Source organism: Armatimonadota bacterium, from assembly GCA_025059775.1.
Taxonomy (GTDB): domain Bacteria; phylum Sysuimicrobiota; class Sysuimicrobiia; order Sysuimicrobiales; family Sysuimicrobiaceae; genus Sysuimicrobium.
In genome coordinates, this window is record JANXCW010000018.1 from 20,962 (window position 1) to 36,368 (window position 15,407).

The following is a 15,407-nucleotide window of genomic DNA, read 5'->3' on the forward strand; positions in this document are numbered from 1 at the left end:
GGGTCGCCTCATGGTATGCTGGCGGAGACAGGGGGCAGAGGGATGCGGATCATCGTAGCTCGGCACATGGGATTCTGCGGGGGTGTACGGAGGGCGGTGGAGATTGCCCTGCGCACCGCGGAGAAGCACCACGCCACCTACACCTGGGGGCCCCTCATCCACAATCCGCAGGAGGTAGCCCGCCTGGAAGAGGCGGGCGTGCGAGTGGCCCGACGGGTGGAGGAGCTGGATGGGGAAGCCTTCGTGGTCTCCGCGTACGGGGTGGAGGAGGCCGTGTTGGAAGAGGCCCGGCGGAGGGGGATGGAAATCGTAGATGCCACCTGCCCCGTGGTCACCCGGGCCCACCGCATCGCGGAGCAGCTCGCGGAGGAAGGGTACTTCGTGGTGGCCGTGGGCGATCACGGGCACCCCGAGATGGTCACCCTGAAGGAGAAGCTCGGGGACCGGGTGGCCGTGGTGCACACTCCAGAGGAGGCGGCTCGACTGCCGCTGCGGGGTAGGGTGGCCGTGGTCTCACAGACCACCCAGTCCATGGAGAACTTCCGGCGCATCGTAGGGGACGTCGTGCTCCGGGTGCGGGAGACCAAGGTGATCAACACCCTGTGTCCCGCCATCACCATCCGGCAGGAGGAGGCGGAGCGCCTCGTGCGGGAGGTGGACGTCCTCCTCGTGCTGGGCGGCCACCACAGCGCGAACACCACGCGCCTGGCGGAAATCGGACGGCGGCACGGCCGCCCCACCTACCACATCGAGACCGCGGAGGAGCTGGATCCTGCCTGGTTCTGGTCGGGCTGCACCGTGGGCGTGATGTCGGGCGCCAGCACGCCCGACTGGATCATTCAGCGGGTGCTCGGCCGTCTCGAGGAGATCCGCGCTGCCCTCGGCCCAGAATAGGTTCCCGTCATGCACCGGACCCCCGTGGTGGCCATCGTGGGCCGGCCCAATGTGGGAAAGTCCGCCCTCTTCAACCGCTTGGCAGGGAGGCGCATCGCCATCGTGGAGGACATCCCCGGGGTCACCCGGGATCGTCTGTCCGCCCCCGTGGAGTGGCAGGGCCGGCGGTTTGAGGTGGTGGACACCGGGGGGTGGATGAGCGCTCCGGAGGATCGACTTGCAGAGCGGGTGCGCGCGGCCGCGGAGGCCGCTGCCCGGGAGGCGGATGTGGTGCTGTTCGTGGTGGACGGACGGGCCGGGTTGGTTCCCGAGGACGCGGAGATCGCGCGAGCCCTCCGCCGGGTCCATCGTCCCGTGATCCTCGTGGTGAACAAGGTAGACCGTCCCGAGCGGGAGGACGCCCTCGCGGCGGAGTTCCACGCCCTGGGGTTCCCAGAGGTGGTGTGCGTCTCCGCCCTCCATGGGTACGGGATCGGGGAACTTCTGGACCAGCTCGTGGCGCGCCTGCCCGGGGGCGGGGAGGAGGTAGCGGAGGAAGGGGAGGAAATCCGCGTGGCCTTCGTGGGGCGTCCCAACGTCGGCAAATCCTCCCTGGTAAACGCCTTGGTGGGGATGGATCGGGTGCTGGTGGACGAGGCGCCGGGAACCACCCGGGACGCGGTGGACGTGGTGCTGCGGACGGATCGCCGTACCTTTGTGCTCGTGGACACCGCGGGCCTGCGCCGTCGGGCTCGCATCCGGCATGCCCTGGAATTCTACAGCACCCTCCGCACCCGTGAGGCCCTGGAGCGGGCGCACGTGGCGGTGCTGGTGCTGGATGCCACGGAAGGTCCCGTGGATCAGGACCAGCGGATCGCGCAGGAGGTGGTGGAGGCGGGGCGGGCCCTGGTGGTGGCGGTGAACAAGTGGGATCTCGTGTCCAGGGAGCACGCCACAGACCTCGCGCGACGGATCCACGAGGCCCTTCGGCACATGCGGTTCGCTCCGGTGGTGTTCACCTCCGCCCGGACGGGTCGGAACGTGCGCCGGATCCTGGATCTGGTGGCCCGGGCGGACGCCAGCCACGCCCTCCGCATTCCCACGGGTCCCCTCAACCGGGCCATCGAGAGGGCGGTGCGGGAGGCCCATCCGCCCGCGGACGCCTCCGGCCGCCCCCTCAAGATCTACTACGCCACCCAGGTGGTGACCCGGCCGCCCACCTTCGTCCTCTTCGTCAACGACCCAGGGATCTGCAACGAGTCCTATCTCCGATACCTGGAAGGCCGCCTCCGGGCCTCCTTTGAGCTGGTGGGTACGCCCATCCGGTTCTTCCTGCGTCCCCGCAGGTAAGCGGAGGTCCTCCGACGAATCCCCTCCACCGTCATGGGGATCTTGCTGGTGGTGCTCAGCTACTTCCTCGGGGCGGTGCCCACAGGACTTGTTCTGGTGCGGTTGCTGGCTGGGGTGGACCTCCGGGAGTACGGGAGCGGACAACTCGGCCCCGCCAACGTGTACCGGGTGGCCGGGCCCTACGTGGGCGCGGTGGTCTTCCTCGTGGATCTCCTCAAGGGAGCCCTGCCGGTACTCGCCGCGCAGCGACTGGGGCTGGCTCCCGCCTGGGCGGTGGCGGGAGGGCTAGCTTCCATGGCGGGCCACAGCTGGTCGGTCTTCCTGCGGTTCGGAGGAGGTCGGGGGGTGGTCACGAGCTTCGGGGTGCTCGTGGCCCTCTCCCCGTGGGCCGCGGTGGTTGCCGGCATGGTCTGGGGAATCACGGTGGCGCTCACCCGGATGGTCACTCCTGCCTCCGTGCTCGCGCTCCTATCCATCCCCCTCACCATGCTGGTCCTGCGGGAGCCCTGGGAATACGTGGCCTTCGGGGTGCTCGCGGCGACCCTGGGGGTGTACCGGCATCGCGGGAGCCTCCGACGCCTGGTGGAAGAAGACGGGTTTGGGACTGTGCATCGCTCCAAGGGGAGGTGACCTGTGGCCCGGACTAGAGTTCCCGCGAACCGGCCCTGGGAAACGGTAGTGGGCTACTCCCGAGCGGTTCGGGTGGGTTCCCTCATTGAGGTGAGCGGGACCGCCCCCGCGGGCGAGCACGGCCACGTCCTGGGCGGCGAGGACTACTACGCCCAGACCAAGGCCGCCCTGGAGGTCATCGGGCGGGCGCTGCGGGAGCTGGGGGCCTCCTTCGAACACGTGGTGCGCACCCGCATCTACCTCCGGGATCCCTCCCGGTGGGAGGAGGCCGGCAGGGCCCACGGGGAAGTGTTCGGCCACATCCGCCCCGCCAGCACCATCGTGGGGGTGAGCGGATTCGTGGACCCCCGCATCCTGGTGGAGGTGGAGGTCACCGCAGTGGTGGAGGGAGACGCATCCCACGGTTGAGGGGACACACCACCTCCGGTAAGATGGCCTCGTGAAGGTCCGGATCCGCCACCTGCGTCGGGAAGCGGAAGTCCACGGAGCGCGGCACGTCCGGGAGGTGCTGGACCAACTGGGGCTCAACCCGGAGACCGTACTCGTGATTCGAAACAGCGAGCTGCTCACCATGGACGCGCCCGTGAGCGAGGAGGACGAGCTGGAGATCCGGCCTGTGGTGTCCGGAGGAGACCATGCGGTGTGTCAAGTGTAAGGCCACGGCTTCGGTGGAGGTGCGGCGGCACAACGCGGCCTACTGCGGTCCGCACTTCCTGGAGTGGTTCGAGCACCAGGTGCAGCGGGCGGTGGACCGGGAGCGGATGTTCACCCGGTCGGACCGGATCCTGGTGGCCGTCTCGGGAGGCAAGGACAGCTTGGTACTGTGGGACGTGCTGCTGCGGCTGGGCTATCAGGCCACGGGCCTGCACCTGAACCTGGGGATCGGAGAGTACTCCCGGCTTTCCCAGGAGAAATGCGAGCGATTCGCCCGGGAGCGGGAGGCGGAGCTTCTCGTGGTGGATCTCTCCGCCACCTACGGGGCAGGGGTAGAAGAGCTGGCCCGGCGCACCGGGCGGGTGGCCTGCTCCGCCTGCGGCCTCAGCAAGCGGTATCTGTTTAACAAGGTGGCCCTGGAGCATGGGTTCGACGTGGTGGCCACCGCCCACAACCTGGACGACGAGGCCGCGGTCCTTCTCAGCAACCTCATCTCCGGAAACGTGGAGGCCCTGGCGCGTCAGGCTCCGGTGCTGGAGCGCACGCACCCGGCCCTGGTGAAGAAGGTGAAGCCGCTCTACCGGATGGCGGAGCGGGAGACCGCGGCCTACGCGGTCCTGCGGGGCATCGACTACATCCTGGACGAGTGCCCTCGGAGCGTGGGAGCCCGCACGCTCCTCCTCAAGGAGGCCCTCAACCTCCTGGAACGCGAGGCGCCTGGCACCAAGCAGAGCCTGTACTGGAACTTCCTGGAGAAGCTGCGGCCGCTCCTGCGATCCCACGAACCTCCCGTGGCGCTGCGCAGCTGCCTGCGCTGCGGGCAGCCTACCACCACGGAGATCTGCGCCTTCTGCCGCATGACGGAGCGTGCCGCTGCAGAACTCCGGGTCCGTACCCTGCACGCCCCGCAGCCCGTGGCCTCGACCTCCTGATGCGCACGGGTCCGCTCGAGGCCGGGGAGATCGTCCTCCTCATCGACCGGCACGGCCGCCGCTACCTCACCGCCCTCCAGGCAGGCCGGGTCCAGGACCTGCGGGGCAAGATCGCGCACGACGAGCTCATCGGGCAGGAGGAAGGGGTGGTGGTGCGCAACAGTCGGGGGGAGGACTTCCTGGCCGTGCGTCCCACCCTCGCGGATTACGTGCTCCTCATGCCCCGGGTTACGACCCCCATCTACCCCAAGGACCTGGGCCAGATCCTCATCGTGGCGGACGTCTTCCCGGGTGCCCGGGTGGTGGAGGCGGGTACCGGCACGGGAGCCCTCACCATGGCCCTCCTGCGGGCCGTGGGGCCCACGGGTCAGGTCTACACCTACGAGGTGCGGGAGGAATTCCAGCATCACGCCCTCCGCCGCATCGAGGCCTACCTCGGGCCCCAGGACCACTTGGTGGCCCGGGTGCACGACATCTATGAAGGCATTCCGGACGCCCCCGTGGACCGGGTGGTGCTGGACCTCCCGGAGCCCTGGCGGGTGGTCCCGCACGCGGTCCGGGCCCTGCCTCCCGGAGGGATCTTCGTCTCGTACGTCCCCACGATCCCGCAGGCCCACCAGACCGAGGAAGCCCTGCGGGCCTCCGGGGCCTTTGCGCTGATTGAGACCACGGAGACCCTGGTGCGGCCGTGGAACCTGAAGGGACCGAGCGTGCGTCCCGCCCACCGCATGGTGGCCCACACGGGATTCGTGACCGTGGCCCGCCGGGTGGGGGGCCCCGGAGCTCGGCGGATGCCGTTTCCCCCGGACTGAGGGGAAGCTCAGGGAGCGGCTCCCGCCCCCGCGTACGCCACGTACCGTCCGCTGGTGTGGCGGCCCACGTAGTTCTCCGCCAGGAATCGGAGCAGATGCGGGGACTCCAGCACGTGGCGGAGGTAGGCCACCCGCAGCCGCTCCTCGAAGGGGTTTGAGGAGCGGTGGAGGAGGGTGGTCATCCAGTAGGAGAAGAACTCTCCCTGCCACACGTGCCGCAGGCACGTGTCCGTGTACCGCGCCAAGTCGGTTTCGTCCTTTTCCCGGTAGTACCGAACGAGCCCCTGATAGAGCACCATCACGTCCGCCACGGCCAAGTTCATGCCCTTTGCTCCCGTGGGAGGGACCACGTGGGCCGCATCGCCCGCGAGGAACAGGCGGCCGTAATGCATGGGCTCCACCACCAAGCTGCGGTGCGGGGTAAGGCTTTTCTCGAGCAGGCGCCCGGGTCTCAGAGGCCGTAGGCCATCCAGCCGGCGTTCCAACTCCGCCCAGATCCGATCCTCGGGCCACGCCGCGAGATCCTCGTCCGGTGGGACCTGGAGGTAGTTCCGGGACAGGGTAGGGCTGCGCATGCTGAAGAGGGCGAACCCCCGCGGGTGGCTGACATAGATCAACTCCTCCGCCGCAGGCTCGGTCTCGGCCAGGATTCCCAGCCATCCGAAGGGGTACACCTTCTCGTGAACCTGCGCTCCCCGGATGTACGCGCGGGCCATGCTGTGGGATCCATCCGCGCCCACCACGAACTCCGCGGAGAGCCGCCGAAGGCGTCCATCCGGGAGCCGATACACCACCTCAGGCCTCTCCTCCACGTTCTCCAGACTCACCGCCTCGGCCTCGAAGAGGATCTGTCCCCCTGCCCGTAGGTGCGTGGCGATCATGTCCCGCACCTCGTACTGCTGGCCGTACACCCAGATCCGCCAGCCCCCCGCGAGTTCCGGGAAATCCACCCGGTGTAGCCTTCCCTCGAAGGCAATGTAGATCCCGCGGTGCTCGAACCCTTCCCGAAGCAACCGCTCCCCCAAGCCCACCTGTACCAGGATTTCCTTCGTCCCCCACTCCAGCACCCCGGCCCGGATGCGGTGGGGGCTCGTCTCCAGATAGTCCCGACTCTTCGCCTCAAGCACCACCGTCTCGATCTCCGCCCTGTGGAGGAGGTGGGCGAGCAGTAGCCCCGCGGGACCCGCGCCGACGATGGCCACCTGAGTTCTCTCCATCCGGATCACCTCCCCGTCCACGCCGTCGGGCCCATTGTACCGTAGACACCTTCCGGATCAGGGGCGGTTTGGCGGGAAAATTGGCGGGAAAAGCGGGGAGGAGCCCCCGGGAGGGGGATCGAAGCATCCCGTATACGGACGGGCAGTGCGGCGACTTGCTCCCCTGGTAGGCTTTTGGTACCAAGGAAGGCGGTGGAGGATGCAGGAAACCCTGTGGCAGGCACCGGGGTGGGAGGAGGTCGAGCGGGCGCAGCTCCCTCCGAAGGTGGTGGTGCGGGATCTTGAGGTGACCTATCTGGCAGGGCACCGTCGGATCACCGCCCTCCAGAACTTCTCCCTGGAGGTCCAGGCGGGGGAGTTCTGCTGCGTCGTGGGTCCCAGCGGGTGCGGGAAATCCACCTTCCTGCGGGTCCTGGCCGGGCTTGTGCCCTACACCTCGGGGGAGGTGGAGATCCGGCGGGAGGACGCAAGCCGCCCCCTCACGGCCATGGTCTTCCAGGAGCACGCCCTGCTGCCGTGGCGCACGGTCCTTGACAACGTGGCCTTCGGCCCTGAAAACCGGGGCATTCCCCGGACGGAGCGATACCGACACGCACGGGAGATCCTGGCCAAGATGGGGCTCATCGGATTCGAGCACGCCTATCCCCACCAGCTCTCCGGGGGCATGAAGCAGCGGGTGGGGATCGCCCGGGCCCTGGCGAACGATCCCGAGGTCCTACTCATGGATGAACCCTTTGCGGCCCTGGACGCGCAGACCCGGAACCTCATGCAGGAGGAGCTGCTGCGGATCTGGGCCCAGTTCGGCAAGACCGTGATCTATGTGACCCATGCCATTGACGAAGCGGTCCTCCTGGGCGACCGGGTGGTGGTGATGACGGCCCGACCGGGCCGGATCAAGGCGGTGGTCCCGGTGGACCTGGAGCGGCCGAGGACCCTGGAGCAGAAGGGCTCGGCCCGCTTCGCGGAGCTGTACCACGAGATCTGGCACCTCCTGCGGGAAGAGGTGGATGCCGCCCTTCGGGAGGCTGCATATGGTTGAGCCGGGCGCGCATCGGAGGCGGCTGGAAGGGGGATTCCTGCTCTCCGTGGCCTCCGTGATGGCGCTCCTCAGCCTGTGGGAGATGGCGGCGGGGGCAGGATGGATCCATGAGGCGTTCTTTCCGAGACCCACCGTGATCGGAACCCAGTTGACTGCCCTGGTCCGGGAGGGGATCCTGGGTTCGCACCTCTCCGTCACCCTGGGCCGGCTCCTCTGGAGCTTCCTGATAGCAGCCCTGCCGGGCGTGGCGCTGGGCCTGGTGCTGGGGGTGTGGCGGGCGGCCCGGGAGGTGGTGGATCCCCTGGTAGCCTTCCTGTATCCCATCCCCAGCGTGCTGTTCCTGCCGCTCGCGGCCATCGTGCTGGGACGGGGAGAGGCCGCACGGGTCGCCACGGCCGCGGTGACCTCCTTTCTGCTGGTGGTGATCAACACCACCGCGGGGGTGCGGCAGCTGGATCGGGGTCTATTGGAAGCCGCGGTGCACTACGGTGCCGTGGGCTGGCGCCTGTTCACAAAGGTTCTCCTCCCGGGATCCCTCCCGTGGATCTTCACGGGGCTCCGGCTCGCCCTGGGGCTCACCCTCATCGTGGTGATCGCGGTGGAGATGGTGGGGGCGGAGACGGGCCTGGGAGCCTGGTTGTGGCTCAGCTGGCAGACCCTCCGGGTGCGGGATATGTACGCGGGGTTGCTTGTGATCGCCCTCCTGGGGATGGCGGTGACCTACGGACTGGAGGCGGTCCGTCGAAGGTTGCTGCCCTGGGTGCAGGGGGTGGGGAGCAAGCTGTGACCAGCCGGGTTTTCGGAAGGCGGGAGAGCCTCCTGCCCCAGGAGCTGCGGGCCGTAACCGGAGTGGTGGCTGCGGCGCTGGCGTGGGAGGCACTCTCCCGGGGAGGCGTGCTGAACCCCGCCTACTTTCCCCCCACTTCCCAGATCTTGCAGGTCCTGTGGCGGGACTTCCTCGGCGGGGATCTCGCCCTACATACCCTTGCTACGCTGGGAAGACTGGGAGGCGCCTTTTTGCTGGCCTCGCTTCCGGGTCTGGGCATCGGGATCCTGATGGGTCTCAGCACCACCCTCCGCCGGGCCCTGGATCCCTACGTGGCGTTTCTCTATCCCCTCCCTAAGGTGGCCCTGCTGCCCCTCCTCCTCATCCTCCTGGGGGTGGGGAACCCCGCCTTCGTGGTGACGGGCTCGCTCACCGCCTTCTTCCAGATCGTGGTGAACACCATGGATGCGGTGCGGCATGTGGATCCCCTCCTGGTGGAGGTGGGTCGGAACTACGGAGCCCGGGGCTTCCGCCTGTTCTGGAAGGTGCTCCTCCCCGCAGCCCTGCCGGGGATCCTCACGGGGTTGCGGCTGGGCCTGGGCCTGAGCTTGGTGACCCTCATCGCGGTGGAGTTCGCCATCGCGAAGTCCGGGCTTGGGCACCTGGTGTGGCGGAGTTGGCAGATGCTCGCTACCCCGCAGATGTTCGCGGCCTTGTTGGTGGTGGGCGGAATTGGAATCCTGCTTACCCGGGGACTCAAAGGGGTGCAGGATCGGCTGCTGCGCTGGCACCCCACGGTGGACGTATGGGCCTAAAAACGAAAGGGGGGAGAAGGATGGCTCGTCGCGGGTGGATTCTGGGAAGTGCTGTGGTGATCCTGGCCCTCGCTGCAGGGTTGAGTGCGGGCCCGGCCCAGCGGGCACGGATCCGGGTCGGATACATTCCCACGGATTCCATGGCCGCGGTGTTCATCGCGGCGGAACGCTACCTCCCGCAGGAAGGATTTGAGGTGGAACTGGTACGGTTGCCGAGCGGGGCGGAGATCCTCTCCCAGGTGGCCCTGGGGCAGCTCCAGGTGGGTGGCGGAGCCCTCGGCGCGGCTGCCTTCAATGCCATCAACGAGGGCCTCCCGGTGAAGTTCGTGGCCTCCCTGCACAACGGCTTCCTGGAGGACTACTTCACCGTGCGCAGGGCCGTGTGGGGGAGCGAGATCAACCGGATCGCGCAGCTGCGCGGCAAACCCGTTGCCGTCAACGCCCGGGGTGTGGTCACGGAGTACCTGATGGACCGCGCGCTCCGGCTGGATGGGATTTCCATCGAGGACGTGGACCTGAAGACCATGCCCTTCCCGGACATGGTTCCGGCCCTGGAGACGGGCGCCATCTGGGCCGGGATCGTCTCGGAGCCCTTCCCCACCATCGCGGAGGAACGGGGCGTGGGCATCCGGCCGCTCCGCAAGCCCCCCGGTGCCAAACCCATCCCCTTCACCTTTATCTTCTGGAACACGGCCTGGGCGGAGCGGAACCCTCGACTCGCGCAGCGGTTCATGGTGGCGTATCTCCGGGCCGGTCGGGATCTCGCACTCGACAACGGCTGGAGGCGCGAGGACAACATGCAGCTGATGGCCAAGTACACCGGGGCCTCCCTGGAGATCATCCGGAAGGCCCGGCCGCACCACCTGGATCCCAACCTGGCCGTGGACGTGCGACAGCTGGAGGATCAGCAACGGTTCTACATGCGCCGGGGCCTGCTGCGGTACCGGGACCCCATCCCCATCGAGCGGGTGTTTGACTTCACCCACCTGCGGCAGGCCATCCGGGAGCTGGGGAGGAAGTAACCCGTGCGCCGTTCCCTGGAGGAATTGCGCCTGGAAGATCGCTACACCCTCGAGGAAGGGGAGGTCTACCTCACGGGGATTCAGGCCCTGGTGCGCCTGCCCCTGGATCAGGTGCGGCGGGACCGACGGGCGGGGCTGCGCACAGGGGTGTTCATCAGCGGGTATCCCGGCTCCCCGCTCGGGGTCTATGACGTGGCCCTGCAACGGGTCAAACATCTCCTCGACGCCCACCACGTGGTGCATCGGCCGGCTCCCAACGAGGAGTCCGCGGCCACGGCCCTCATGGGGACCCAGATGTTGGATCACTACCCGCATTCCCGCTTCGACGGGGTGGTGGGGATCTGGTATGGCAAGGGGCCTGGAGTGGACCGGAGCGGAGATGCCCTCAAGCACGGGAACTTCGCGGGTACGAGCCGCCATGGGGCCGTGGTGGTGTTGGCAGGCGAGGACCACGAGGGCAAGTCCAGCACCATGCCTTTCCAGGACGACTACGCCTTTTTGACCCACGGCATCCCCGTGGTCTACCCCAGCAGCGTGGCGGAGTTCCTGGAACTGGGCCTGCACGCCATCGCCCTTTCCCGGTTCAGCGGGTGCTGGGTGGCCATGAAGTTGGTGGCACCCCTGTGCGATGGCGGCGAGGTGGTCTCGGTTCATCCCTCCCGGCCGGAGATCGTAATCCCCGAGCTGGAGGTGGACGGCCGCCCCTTCCGCAAGCGCACGGACTTTACCTTTTTCCCCGGCACCAACGTGGAGACGGAACGCCACCTCTATCGGGAGCGGCACGCGGCGGTGCGGGCCTATGCGGCCGTGAACGGACTCAACCGCATCGTGATCAACCCCTCCCGGGCGCGGGTGGGGATTGTCACCGCGGGGAAGAGCTATGCGGACGTGCGGCAGGCCCTCGCGGACCTGGGGCTGGATGAGGAGACCCTGCACCGGGTGGGGATCCGCCTGTTGAAATTGGGCCTCATCTACCCCCTCGAACCGGGAATCCTCCGGGAGTTCGCCCAGGATCTGGAAGAGGTCATCGTGGTGGAGGAGAAGCGGGGATTCGTAGAGGCCCAGGTGAAGGAAGCGCTCCTGGAGCTCGGACGGCCGGTGCGGGTGGTGGGCAAGACAGATGAACGGGGGGCTCCCCTGTTCCCCATCCAAGGTGCGATGGATGCGGATCTCGTGGCGGAGATCCTGGGAGGACGCCTGCGGCCCTTCCTGGGAGAGCATCCCTCGGTGGATGCCCGGCTGCAGCGCGTCCAGACCATCCGGGAACGGAGGTACCCCGCGGCCCGGCTGCGGATGCCCAACTACTGCTCCGGTTGCCCCCACAACACCTCCACGGTGCTGCTGCCTGGTCAGGTGGCGTGGGGAAGCCCTGGGTGCCACTCCTTTGCCTCCATTATTGAGCAGCCGCACCGGCACATCGTGGCCATGACCCAGTACGGCGGGGAAGGACTGCCATGGGTGGGACTGCAGCCCTTCGTGGACCACCCGCACATGGTACAGAACGTGGGCGATGGGTCGCTCTTCCACTCCAGCTACCCCAACATCCGGTTCAGCGCCAGCGTGGGGGCCAACATCACCTTCAAGATCCTCTACAACGGGTACATCGCGAACACAGGCGCCCAGCGGCCCGTGGGACAGCTCGGGATCCCGGAGCTCACCCGGATGTTGGAGACGGACGGGGTCCGGAGGATCGCCCTCGTGACGAAGGATCCAAGCCGTTACCGGAACGCGGGACTCGCCCGCAACGTCACGGTTTATCCCGTGCACGAACATGAGCGTGCTCTGCGGGACCTGCAGCGCGTTCAGGGCACCACGGTCTACATCTACGACGAGATGTGCGCGAACGAGCGCCGCCGGCAGCAGAAGCGGGGGAAGCTTCCCCGGCCCGACCGGTACGTGATGATCCACGAGCGGGTGTGCGAGGGGTGTGGGGACTGCGGACAAGCCAGCAACTGCATGTCCCTGCAGCGGGTGGAGACGGAGTTCGGGCCAAAGACGCAGATCCACCTCTCCAGCTGCAACCAGGACTACTCCTGCCTTCGGGGAGACTGCCCCTCCTTTGTGACCCTGGAGGCCCCGGACGGGTTCGCCCGTCCCCGTCCGCCGGCCCTGGGACCGGACGAGATCCCGGAGCCCGTAGGGAAGGTGCGCCTGGAGGGACCCTACCACATCTACATGCCCGGGGTGGGCGGAACCGGAGTGCTCACCGTGAGCGCCATCCTGAGCTTCGCCGCGTGGCGCGACGGGCTGCACGTGTTCAGCTACGACCAGACGGGAGCCGCGCAGAAGTGGGGAGCGGTGATCAGCAGCCTCATCCTCTCCCCCGGGGGCAAGGACCTCTGGTCCAACAAGGTGGGACTTGGCAAGGCGGATCTCTATCTGGTGCTGGACCTCATCGGGGGAGTGGCGCCCCAGAACTTGGACCGGTGCGTCCCGGATCGGACCGTGGCGGTGGTCAACACCACGGTGCTCCCCACCGGGGAGATGGTCCGGGATCCCTTCGCCGCCGTATCCCCCGAGGTGCTCGAGCGTACCATCGCCCAGTACACCCGGGCCTCGGAGAACGTGTACGTGGAGGGGCGGCGGGTGGCGGAGGCGTTGTTCGGCGATTACATGATGACGAACATCTTCCTGCTGGGCGTGGCCTACCAGGCGGGATGGATTCCCCTCCGGGCGGAGAGCATCGAGTGGGCCATCCGGCTCAATGGCGTACAGGTGGAGGACAACCTCCAGGCCTTCCGGTACGGCCGACTCCTCGTGCACGCCCCCGAGCTCGTGCGGGGGCTGGTGGAGCCCTTGGGTTCCACGGACGCGGAGGAACAAGCCCGGTGGGAGCGACGGTTGGGGCCCTTCGGGCGGAGGGCCTACCGGGCGCTCCTGGCGCGGTGTCGGGACCTCGATGCGGAGTCCCAGCGGCTGCTGGCCATCCGGGTGGGGGACCTTATGGACTATCAGAACGTCCGGTACGCCCGGCGGTTCGTGGACTTCGTGCTCTGGGTGGCCGGCCGGGAGCGGGAGGTCATGGGGCGCACAGGTCCCGTGACCCACGCGGTGATCCGGTACCTCCACAAGCTCATGGCCTACAAGGACGAGTACGAGGTGGCGCGCCTGTACCTCCGGGAGGAGTTCTGGGAGCAACTGCGTCGGACCTTCCCCAGCGCCCGGAGGATTCGGCTGCACCTGCACCCGCCTGTCCTCCGGGCGCTGGGCCTGAAGCACAAGCTCCAGGTGGGGACGTGGATCCTGCATGCCTTCCGACTCCTGCGGGTGCTGCGGCGCCTGAGGGGGACTCCCCTGGATCCCTTCGGCTATGCCCGGGTGCGGCGGGAGGAGCGGCGGCTGGTGGGGTGGTACCGGGATCTCGTCCAACGCGCCCTCCAGCACCTGCGGCCGGAGACGTACGCCCAGGTAGTGGAGCTCCTGCAGCTGCCGGATCGCATCCGGGGCTACGAGCATGTGAAGCTGCGGAATGCGGAAGCAGTGCGTGCTCAGGCCACGGAGCTCCTCCAACGGCTCATGCGACCGGAGGCGGAAAAGGCCGCCGCCCCCGCCCGGACGGAGGCGTAGGATTCCTAGCGGCGGGCAGCCGAGGGATGCTCGCGGGCTAGAGGACTGATGGGGGCGGGAGCCACCGTGGCCCGGATCCGGACCTGCCGGTGCGGCTCCAGCCAGGGCCGACTCTTTGCACCACCCTCGGGCTCCCCCCAGACCACGGTGACCCGCTTGCCAGGCTCGGCGAACTCCGGGGACACCACGGCCAGGGAGAGCAGGGCCCGCTCATTCCAGGAGTACGCCACGTACGTGGAGACCCCCACCACGGTCTCGCGCTCGTCGAGCACCGCGTCGTACTGCCAGACCGCGTACGTGGGAAGGGGGAGATCCAGGTACCGGGCGGGGAGCCCAGGGCGGAGGAAGCTGGTGAGGGTCTCCGCCACGTCCTCTGCATCCCACACCAGGGTGACCTTGCGGCGGTGGGGCTGCAGGATCGTGCGGGCCAAAGCCTCCCGGCCCACAAACTCGTGGTCCAAGTGGATAAGGTGCCCGTAGCCGAGTTCCCAAGGGGTGAGGTAATAGTCCTCGATGTTCGGGGAGTAGAAGCTCCCCCCCAGGGACCACGTGGCCTCCCCGCTGGAGGCTGGAAGCCACTCCCGGAACGGCCGCAGTTCCTCCCCCGTGTAGATGGCAGGCAGCACCCGGGGGATCCATCCGAGATCCACCCCGGTGGTGAAGTACGCGAGGGTCCCCACCTGCCGCAAACCAAAGGCCTTTCCCGCTTCCAGGATGGCCTCCCGGACGTTCGAGCCTTCCTCCCAGGGGCCGAAGAGCTCGAAGCCGGGGCCACCTGCCATGGTGTGACGCAGGGCCCAGACCGTGCATCCCGCAATGGGGAGGGGGGCGATCTGGAACGGCCGGAGCTCCGGCATCGGGCCGCGGTTCAGGCGCTCCAAGAGGGCGGGCGCCCTCGGCCCCTCCACCTGGTACCGGTAGACGGTGCGTCTGCCGGTGGGGTTCCGGGTGTAGCTCTCATCCCGCTCCACCGTGACCTTCCAACCCCCCATCTGGGCGTGGAACTCCACCCAGTTGTGGGGTGCCGCTCCTCCGACCAGGACCACCTCTTCCGGATGGAGGCAGTACAGCACTCCATCCCCGATGACGTACCCACGAGGGTTGCAGGCCACGAGGTGGCGGGCCTTGCCCGGGCCGAAGGTGGCAAAGCGGTTCACGCCCAGGTAGGAGAACAGGCGGATGGCGTCTGGGCCTCGCACGTACGTCATGGTCATGTGATAGGACTGGTCGTACAGAGCCACGGTCTCGCGCCAGGCCTGCTGCTCCTCTCTCCAGTCGGTGAACTCCGGAGGCACGAGATGCGGGGGATGGCGTCGCGCTAGCCACTGGCCCTTGGGATTGCCGTAGAGGTGGTCCACAAGGTTCGGAACGGAGTCCAACAGCTCCTGAAGGGTACGTGGTTCCCTCCGCTCCCCCATCGCGCGGGCCTCCCCGGGGAGGATTGCGGTTCCTAGCATAACACGCAGCACAGGAAGGTACCAGATCTGGTTGACGCAAATGTTACCGCCATGCTAGGGTTACAGGCGGGTGAGGATGGGGCAGGGATCCACCTCGGTCTTACGGCCACGGGTGCTGTCGCCTCTGCGACCGGGACTCTCGTATCTTTCGGACGTCGCCATCTGTCGTGGACATCTCCGGGAACACTCCGAGGATGGAGGAGGACATGCGACTGGGCCGCTTCATCGTTGACACCCACGTGCACGCGCAGCGGTTCGCCGCGGGCCCTCAAC

At 68.0% G+C, this 15,407-nt stretch carries 14 protein-coding genes; 12 read left to right on the top strand and 2 right to left on the bottom strand.

All coding sequences use genetic code 11. From position 1 onward, the window contains the following. Window positions 1-42 precede the first annotated feature (42 nt). Genes ispH through N0A24_10985 form a run of 7 tightly spaced genes read left to right on the top strand, consistent with a single transcriptional unit; the run spans window position 43 to window position 5,251 of the window. Window positions 43-894, top strand: a complete 852-nt coding sequence (gene ispH / locus N0A24_10955) for a 4-hydroxy-3-methylbut-2-enyl diphosphate reductase (protein MCS7173865.1) — start codon at window positions 43-45, stop codon at window positions 892-894. A 9-nt stretch (window positions 895-903) separates the two neighbouring features. After that, window positions 904-2,223 carry a ribosome biogenesis GTPase Der gene (gene der, locus N0A24_10960; GenBank protein MCS7173866.1) on the top strand — a complete coding sequence of 440 codons (1,320 nt, stop codon included), beginning with the start codon at window positions 904-906 and terminating at the stop codon, window positions 2,221-2,223. Between the two features lie 33 nt (window positions 2,224-2,256). Further along, a complete protein-coding gene (gene plsY, locus N0A24_10965) occupies window positions 2,257-2,853 on the top strand; it encodes a glycerol-3-phosphate 1-O-acyltransferase PlsY (GenBank protein MCS7173867.1) in 597 nt (198 codons plus the stop codon). 3 nt (window positions 2,854-2,856) lie between these two features. Beyond that, a complete protein-coding gene (locus N0A24_10970) occupies window positions 2,857-3,261 on the top strand; it encodes a RidA family protein (protein ID MCS7173868.1) in 405 nt (134 codons plus the stop codon). A 31-nt stretch (window positions 3,262-3,292) separates the two neighbouring features. Continuing rightward, the gene (locus N0A24_10975; GenBank protein MCS7173869.1) at window positions 3,293-3,508 is read left to right on the top strand and encodes a MoaD/ThiS family protein; all 216 of its coding nucleotides are present in this window, start codon (window positions 3,293-3,295) and stop codon (window positions 3,506-3,508) included. Then, the gene (locus N0A24_10980) at window positions 3,489-4,439 is read left to right on the top strand and encodes a TIGR00269 family protein (protein MCS7173870.1); all 951 of its coding nucleotides are present in this window, start codon (window positions 3,489-3,491) and stop codon (window positions 4,437-4,439) included. Before N0A24_10975 ends, N0A24_10980 begins: the two co-directional genes overlap by 20 nt. Continuing rightward, a complete protein-coding gene (locus N0A24_10985) occupies window positions 4,439-5,251 on the top strand; it encodes a tRNA (adenine-N1)-methyltransferase (GenBank protein MCS7173871.1) in 813 nt (270 codons plus the stop codon). The genes N0A24_10980 and N0A24_10985 overlap by 1 nt, the downstream gene beginning before the upstream one ends. 8 nt (window positions 5,252-5,259) lie before the next feature. Here the strand turns inward: N0A24_10985 and N0A24_10990 are convergent, their stop codons facing one another. Further along, entirely contained in the window at window positions 5,260-6,468 is a 1,209-nt protein-coding gene (locus tag N0A24_10990; protein ID MCS7173872.1) for a 4-hydroxybenzoate 3-monooxygenase, read from the bottom strand. Between the two features lie 199 nt (window positions 6,469-6,667). Between N0A24_10990 and N0A24_10995 the strand changes: the two genes are divergently transcribed. The 5 genes from N0A24_10995 to N0A24_11015 are packed head-to-tail and all read left to right on the top strand — an operon-like array spanning window position 6,668 to window position 13,677. After that, entirely contained in the window at window positions 6,668-7,507 is an 840-nt protein-coding gene (locus tag N0A24_10995; protein MCS7173873.1) for an ABC transporter ATP-binding protein, read from the top strand. Continuing rightward, complete coding sequence (locus N0A24_11000; protein MCS7173874.1) at window positions 7,500-8,294, top strand: ABC transporter permease; 795 nt, start codon at window positions 7,500-7,502, stop codon at window positions 8,292-8,294. Before N0A24_10995 ends, N0A24_11000 begins: the two co-directional genes overlap by 8 nt. Beyond that, window positions 8,291-9,088 carry an ABC transporter permease gene (locus N0A24_11005; GenBank protein MCS7173875.1) on the top strand — a complete coding sequence of 266 codons (798 nt, stop codon included), beginning with the start codon at window positions 8,291-8,293 and terminating at the stop codon, window positions 9,086-9,088. The genes N0A24_11000 and N0A24_11005 overlap by 4 nt, the downstream gene beginning before the upstream one ends. 20 nt (window positions 9,089-9,108) lie before the next feature. Then, window positions 9,109-10,110, top strand: coding sequence for an ABC transporter substrate-binding protein (locus N0A24_11010; GenBank protein ID MCS7173876.1), 1,002 nt, complete (start codon window positions 9,109-9,111; stop codon window positions 10,108-10,110). A 3-nt stretch (window positions 10,111-10,113) separates the two neighbouring features. Next, window positions 10,114-13,677 carry an indolepyruvate ferredoxin oxidoreductase family protein gene (locus N0A24_11015; protein MCS7173877.1) on the top strand — a complete coding sequence of 1,188 codons (3,564 nt, stop codon included), beginning with the start codon at window positions 10,114-10,116 and terminating at the stop codon, window positions 13,675-13,677. A gap of 5 nt (window positions 13,678-13,682) precedes the next feature. Here the strand turns inward: N0A24_11015 and N0A24_11020 are convergent, their stop codons facing one another. Next, complete coding sequence (locus N0A24_11020; protein ID MCS7173878.1) at window positions 13,683-15,095, bottom strand: aminomethyl transferase family protein; 1,413 nt, start codon at window positions 15,093-15,095, stop codon at window positions 13,683-13,685. Window positions 15,096-15,407 lie beyond the last annotated feature (312 nt).

Coding starts and splice junctions, on each gene's coding strand:
- ispH (MCS7173865.1), top strand. CDS start 43: ATGCGGATCATCGTAGCTCGGCACATGGGATTCTGCGGGGGTGTACGG.
- der (MCS7173866.1), top strand. CDS start 904: ATGCACCGGACCCCCGTGGTGGCCATCGTGGGCCGGCCCAATGTGGGA.
- plsY (MCS7173867.1), top strand. CDS start 2,257: ATGGGGATCTTGCTGGTGGTGCTCAGCTACTTCCTCGGGGCGGTGCCC.
- N0A24_10980 (MCS7173870.1), top strand. CDS start 3,489: ATGCGGTGTGTCAAGTGTAAGGCCACGGCTTCGGTGGAGGTGCGGCGG.
- N0A24_10985 (MCS7173871.1), top strand. CDS start 4,439: ATGCGCACGGGTCCGCTCGAGGCCGGGGAGATCGTCCTCCTCATCGAC.
- N0A24_10990 (MCS7173872.1), bottom strand. CDS start 6,468: ATGGAGAGAACTCAGGTGGCCATCGTCGGCGCGGGTCCCGCGGGGCTA.
- N0A24_10995 (MCS7173873.1), top strand. CDS start 6,668: ATGCAGGAAACCCTGTGGCAGGCACCGGGGTGGGAGGAGGTCGAGCGG.
- N0A24_11000 (MCS7173874.1), top strand. CDS start 7,500: ATGGTTGAGCCGGGCGCGCATCGGAGGCGGCTGGAAGGGGGATTCCTG.
- N0A24_11010 (MCS7173876.1), top strand. CDS start 9,109: ATGGCTCGTCGCGGGTGGATTCTGGGAAGTGCTGTGGTGATCCTGGCC.
- N0A24_11020 (MCS7173878.1), bottom strand. CDS start 15,095: ATGGGGGAGCGGAGGGAACCACGTACCCTTCAGGAGCTGTTGGACTCC.